Source organism: Bacteroidota bacterium, assembly GCA_030706565.1.
Taxonomy (GTDB): domain Bacteria; phylum Bacteroidota; class Bacteroidia; order Bacteroidales; family JAUZOH01; genus JAUZOH01.
Genome location: JAUZOH010000285.1, coordinates 1 through 4965, shown reverse-complemented (window position 1 = coordinate 4965; position 4965 = coordinate 1). Strand labels below are relative to the sequence as shown.

Sequence of the window (4965 nt, the reverse complement as noted above, 5' to 3'; positions counted from 1 at the left end):
TTCAATTGCTTTTTCAACAATATAATCCAGAACCTTTTCATCAAAGGTCAAATCAATGTTGTCCATTTTGAACAGCTTTTTGTACTGTCTGATGATGGAATTTTTAGGCTCTGTCAATATTTTCCTTAAAGTATCGTGATCTAGCGGATTCAAATAAGTCAGAATGGGTAAGCGCCCGATAATTTCGGGGATTAAACCGAAGGATTTCAAATCCTGAGGTGCAATATATTGCATCAGATTTTTGCGGTCGACGATCTTGTTGGCTTTTGTCGCCTGATATCCTACAACCTGGGTATTCAGCCGTTGTCCTATCTTTCTTTCGATACCGTCAAAGGCACCGCCACAGATGAACAGTATATTTTTGGTATCGACAGGGATCATTTTTTGTTCAGGATGCTTGCGTCCGCCCTGGGGTGGAACAAGTACCACAGAACCTTCAAGAAGCTTAAGCAAACCCTGTTGAACACCTTCTCCCGATACATCGCGGGTAATGGAAGGATTATCGCCTTTACGGGCAATTTTATCTATTTCATCAATAAAAACAATGCCCTTTTCCGCTGCTTCGACATTGTAATCGGCCACCTGCAACAAACGGGTCAGTATGCTTTCTATATCTTCACCTACATAACCTGCTTCCGTGAAGACAGTGGCATCAACGATAGTAAAAGGAACGTGCAACATCTTGGCTATTGTACGGGCCAAAAGGGTTTTCCCTGTTCCGGTTTCCCCTACCATAATGATGTTTGATTTTTCCAGTTCTATATCATCATTGTCGGCGATATGGGAAGAAAGTAATCTTTTATAATGGTTGTACACAGCAACCGACAAGTATTTTTTTGCTTCTTCCTGACCAATCACATATTGATTTAAAAAAGCATTTATCTCAACCGGTTTTAGAAGTTTGATCTTTTTAACATCAAAATCATTCTTTTTTCTGTTCTCTTCTTCGATAATCTCATTGGCCTGTTTGATACAGCTGTCGCAGATAAAACCTGCTACCCCTTCAATCAGGAGATTCACTTCATTCCTATCTTTCCCACAAAAAGAACATTTATCAATCTTCATTCCCACAACTTACTCCTTTTAAAAACTATTGCTTTACTTTTTTAGATTTTACCAAAACCTCATCAATCATGCCATAATCTTTGGCTTCCACAGCAGTCATCCAGTAATCACGGTCGGCATCTTTTTCTATCTTTTTGAAAGTATTACCCGAATGCTGAGCAATAATTTCATACAATTCTTTTTTCAGCTTTTGGATTTCGCGGGCAGTGATTTCTATATCTGAAGCTTGTCCTTCGGCTCCACCCATAGGTTGATGAATCATCACCCGTGCATGGGGAAGGGCAGAGCGTTTGCCTTTTGTCCCTGCAGTCAGCAAAACTGCTCCCATGGAAGCTGCCATACCGACGCATATTGTTGCAACATCAGAACTAACCCACTGCATTGTATCATAGATACCCAGTCCTGCTGAAACAGAACCGCCAGGGGTATTCATGTAAATCTGAATATCCTTGTTCGGATCGACTGAATCCAAATACAACAACTGAGCCTGTACAATGTTCGATACATAATCGTCAATAGGTACTCCAAGGAAAATAATCCTGTCCATCATCAACCTGCTGAATACATCCATTGAAGCCACATTGAGCTGACGCTCTTCAATGATGGTCGGAGAAATGTAATTCTCATCCACGATGGATTGATATTTGGATAATGCAAGACTACTAACCCCTAAATGCTTAGTAGCATATTTTGTAAAGTCGTCCCTTAAATTCATGGTATTTATTGAATTATTTTTTTTCCTGATATAATTTATTGAAATCTTCGAGTGAAACTTTTTTATGGTCGATTTTCACTTTTTCTTTGACAAGGGCAATAATTTTTTCTTCTATTTTTTTGTCAGCGAGCCTGTCCCTGTCTTCATCTTTTTTCAGCATGCCGGCTGAATATTTTTCCAGTTCTTCTTCAGGAATATCATAATAACCGTATTGTGCAAATTGGTTTTTAATTGACTTCTTTGCTTCCTCCTTAATCTCATCTTCGGTTATTTCAATATTGTTTGCCTGTGCAATACTTTTTTTGATTAATTGCCAGCGTAAATTCTTTTCAAAACGGGGATATTCTTTTTCAATATCATCCTGATTTACTTTCCCTTCGTTGTTATAAAGCATCAGCCTTTTCAGGAAAGCGTCAGGGAGCTCCATTTCGATTTTGTCAACAAAAGTTTCTTCAGCATCAACGTGAAAACGGAATTCACTCTCGTACTCAAAGTTTGACTGAATTTGTTCTTTAATTTTGTTGCGGAATTCTTCTTCTGTTTTTACAGTATCTTTTCCAAAAACTTTATCGAAGAGTTCCTGATTGATTTCAGCTTCAACATATTTGGATAATTCCTCAATCTTAACCTGGAAATTTCCGGAAACCGCTTCGGCAACTTTTTTATTGATATTGAAAATACGGGCAATTTCGCTTTCGTTTTTATATACTTTTTTAATATCAAAAACTACGGTATCACCTGCTTTTTTAGCTTCAAAAAGTTTTTGGCTTTCTTCATCCAATGTATTGAGATAGATGCTTGCATTTTCTGCACTTAAACCTTTTTCAACCACCTCACCTTTTTCGTCTAACTGGCTGATGGCGCCTTTTACAGTACCATCTTTTTCGGCTACATCGGTAGGTTCGAGCTTGCCGAAACGCCCGGTATAATTTTTAATGGTATCATCAATGATTTTGTCATCAATGTTGATATCGTAAAAAGGTACTTTATATTGGTCTGAAAGGTCAACATTGACTTCGGGTGCAAGTCCCAGGTCAAATGAAAATTCAAATTCTTTTTGATTATCCCAGTCTATTGTGTTTTGTTCCGATTCGTGTGGTAAAGGATTACCCAAAATATTAACTTTTTCATCGGTCAGATATTTACCAATCGATTCGGACATGATTTTGTTAATTTCCTCGGCCATTACAGGCTTTTTATACATGCGGTCTATGATGGAAGCAGGTACTTTACCGGGTCTGAATCCGGGCATGTTGGCTTTTTTCCTGTAATCTTTCAATATTTCATTGACTTTTGCATCATAATCCTCAGGTGCAATATTCAATTTAAGCACTGCATTTAACGCGTCGATGTTCTCTCTTGCAATATTCATTAGGATAAAATTAAATTTAAAAATAAATAATTTTAAAAAAACCGCCAAAACTAACAATCGAATTATAACAAGTTAGTTGTAGCGGTTAGTTTAAGATCAAAGTGCGGATGAAGGGACTCGAACCCCCACGCCTTTCGGCACCAGATCCTAAGTCTGGCTCGGCTACCAATTACGACACATCCGCTTACAATTTTTTACAAAGGTATTCATTTTTTTTATTTATAATTATTCGGACTGAAAAAAACCAAGTTTTGTTATTCTGAATTGATTATTTCCCACGATAGTAAGCTAAAAGGATGCTGTTCTTGCAGCAAAACCCTCTTAAAAATAAAATACTATACCTGTTTTTGTATAAATAACATTGAATTAAGTGAGGAATAAAATATGTTTAACTTTTGAGGCGGCTGTTCCTGAATTTATTTTACGAATCCTACGGTTTGGGTCAAGACTATTTCCTGGTCTGAATTTAACTTAAGAATTCCTGCAAGTTTGTCTTTGTCAACCATGGCGCGCACAACTGATCCTAAGCCCTCGGATGCACAATAGAGATATACGTTTTGTGAAATTGAGCCTATGCAAATGGAACCACAAATTAGTTTTGAACGATCATCATTTCCTGATGCCTTGTTTTTATTGACCACATAAATAAGATTCAGCGCTGCTGTCTTTACAAATGGCTGCCTGCCAGTTTGTTCGCGCAGATCGTCAGAGGAGATTTTTTTAAGTTCATTTTCAAGGGCATTATAGAAAAATACTCCTTTCGAAGTGGCCAGGTATATATCAACCTCCTGCTTGTTGTTGGCCGAAGCTGCTGTTCTTTTCCCATCCTGGCGGTTAATCCCATAAGCTGCCCATAACAGATCAGACAATTGCTGGTCATTCAAATCTTTTTCAACATATTGCCGCGTAGAGTGACGCTCATTTAAAGCCTGCATCAGGGGTTTGCCTCCCTGTTTATGAGGTGAAGGAAGGCTGACCATTTCACTGCTTTGTGCCATACATCCTGCAAGCACAAAGGCAAAGATCAGAATGGCAACTGCTTTTTTCATGATTTGTTGTTTTTAATTTTTGTTGGGATGCTCTTTTTAAACAAAGTTATAAAAATAAAATTCTGTCAATCAATTTTCAGTTTTAAAAGTTTTTTCTCCCCAAGGCCTTCAATGAATGGCGGTTCAATATGCAATTCTTTTTCCCAGAAATTGTTGTCAGAAAAAAGCGAAATAACCGATGGAAGATGCCCGTCATGCGAATATATTACAGCTCCTTTACTCAAAAGGGGGAATAAATATTTCAGGCAGGTTTGGGTCGAGGAAACCAGGTCTACATCGAGATAAACCGCAGCTATTTTTTCTTTGAATGCAGGAAGAGTATCTTCAAACCAGCCTTTGACAAACCTGCAACTTTCAATATTGCCGTATTTGCTGATGTTTGATTTAACTTCTTCTAAAGTTCCGCAGTAGTCGCCGGCTTCAAAACTGGATTCTCCGCCATAAATATTCCGTTGTGCAGGTTCATCGTTTTGTGGGATTCCTTCGAATGAATCAAATACCACAAGTTCCCTTCCGGTTATATTCGCGGCAATACTGAATTTGGCAGTACTGCTTCCTTTGTAGCATCCGGCTTCAACTATTACCCCTTCAACATTTCCTGGAATATGTAGTATTTCGCTGGCGAAAGCTAAAATTTCTTTCTGCCGGTGAGGACTTTCTAAGTTATAGCTAATCAGATAAAATTTTTTTAATAAACAGATTCTCTGAAGCATTGAAAGGGACAACTCTTTCTCACGAAGAAATTCATAAAAGGCTTTATATTC

The 4965-nt window shown here is 38.0% G+C and carries 5 protein-coding genes and 1 tRNA gene; all 6 read right to left on the bottom strand.

All coding sequences use genetic code 11. From position 1 onward, the window contains the following. Positions 1–1065, bottom strand: a 1065-nt coding sequence (gene clpX, locus Q8907_12630) for an ATP-dependent Clp protease ATP-binding subunit ClpX (GenBank protein MDP4275115.1), incomplete at its 3' end; no start/stop codon positions are given. Positions 1066–1090: 25 nt separating this feature from the next. Next, positions 1091–1780 (bottom strand): ATP-dependent Clp endopeptidase proteolytic subunit ClpP, encoded by a 690-nt coding sequence (gene clpP / locus Q8907_12625; GenBank protein MDP4275114.1) that lies wholly within the window; start codon positions 1778–1780, stop codon positions 1091–1093. 13 nt (positions 1781–1793) lie between these two features. Next, positions 1794–3152: a trigger factor gene (gene tig / locus Q8907_12620; GenBank protein ID MDP4275113.1), complete on the bottom strand. Its 1359-nt coding sequence runs from the start codon at positions 3150–3152 to the stop codon at positions 1794–1796. A 102-nt stretch (positions 3153–3254) separates the two neighbouring features. Then, positions 3255–3336, bottom strand: a tRNA-Leu gene (locus Q8907_12615). A 232-nt stretch (positions 3337–3568) separates the two neighbouring features. Beyond that, complete coding sequence (locus Q8907_12610; protein ID MDP4275112.1) at positions 3569–4201, bottom strand: SagB/ThcOx family dehydrogenase; 633 nt, start codon at positions 4199–4201, stop codon at positions 3569–3571. A 65-nt stretch (positions 4202–4266) separates the two neighbouring features. Further along, the coding region (locus tag Q8907_12605; protein MDP4275111.1) for a TylF/MycF/NovP-related O-methyltransferase at positions 4267–4965 on the bottom strand (699 nt) is incomplete at its 5' end.